The following is a 1060-nucleotide window of genomic DNA, read 5'->3' as shown; positions in this document are numbered from 1 at the left end:
GCCGGCCGCCTGACGGGTCGACGGCCGGCGGGCTGGTGGGCCGCCGGGACGGTGCGGGACGGTGCGGTGCGGTGCGGGGCCCGGTGGGCGGGGGAGCCCACCGGGCCCGGCGCCGTTGCCGGTTCAGGCCCGGCCGGTCCACTCGTCGGCCAGCACGGCCCAGATCTCCTTGTCGTAGCGGACCCCGTTGTACGGGTACCACTCGCGCAGCACGCCGTCGCGGGTCATGCCGACCCGCTCGGCGACCGCCCGGCTGCGGGCGTTGACGGAGGAGCACCACCACTCGGCGCGGTGCATGCCGCGAGTGGTGAAGGCGTAGTCGAGCAGCTGCTTGACGGCGGCGGTGATCAGCCCGTGGCCCTCGCCGGCCGGCTCCGTCCAGGCGCCGATCTCGCAGACGCCGGACCGGGCGTCGAAGCTCACGAACATCACGCCGCCGACCAGGGTGCCGTCCAGCCAGATCCCGTAGATCCGCTTCTGGTCGGCGGCCAGGCCGTCGGCGTAGCGCTGGAGGGTGGCGCGGGCGGAGTCCAGGTCGACGGAGAAGGTGGCCCAGGGGATCCACGGGTCGGTGTGGGCGCGGGCGCGGTCGAGGTGGGTCAGGAACTCGGGCGCCTGCCAGGGCTCCAGCGGGCGCAGTTCGGCGTTCTCGGTGAGCGGTACGGCAAACACGGGCGGCCTTTCACGGGTGGTGCTGAGGTTGGCTGGACTATTCATAACAAACGTTTGGTACGTAAGATAGCCCCCATGACACCGGCCCGTGGAGACCATGACGCCCGACGCTCGGAAGTCTCCGAGGGGGTGTGGCGGGTGCTCTCCACCCGGGGCTTCGAGGGGCTGACCCTGCGCGCGGTGGCCGCCGAACTGGGTGCCTCCACCGGGCTGTTGACGCACTACTTCCCGAACAAGCGGGCGCTGCTGAGCCACGCCCTGGAGGAGCTGGACCGGCGCTCGCTGGCCCGGCCCCGGCGCACCGCCCCCGCCGACGGCAGCGCGCCGCCGGCCGGCCTGGCCCGGGTGAGGGCGTCGCTGCTGGACGTGCTGCCGCTGGACGGTGAGG

2 protein-coding genes are annotated in these 1060 nt (G+C 73.6%); one reads left to right on the top strand and one right to left on the bottom strand.

Going from position 1 to position 1060, the window contains the following annotated elements:
- Positions 1 to 123: 123 nt before the first annotated feature.
- Positions 124 to 672, bottom strand: coding sequence for a GNAT family N-acetyltransferase (locus tag AE652_RS41935; RefSeq protein WP_049661372.1), 549 nt, complete (start codon positions 670 to 672; stop codon positions 124 to 126).
- A gap of 75 nt (positions 673 to 747) precedes the next feature.
- Here AE652_RS41935 and AE652_RS41930 point away from each other — a divergent pair.
- Positions 748 to 1060 (top strand): TetR/AcrR family transcriptional regulator (locus AE652_RS41930; protein ID WP_159028749.1); only part of this gene is annotated, 313 nt, incomplete at its 3' end.

Source organism: Kitasatospora sp. MY 5-36, from assembly GCF_001182915.1.
Lineage (GTDB): Bacteria > Actinomycetota > Actinomycetes > Streptomycetales > Streptomycetaceae > Kitasatospora.
The sequence above is the reverse complement of the archived record's forward strand: the minus strand, read 5'-3'. Positions and strand labels throughout refer to the sequence as shown.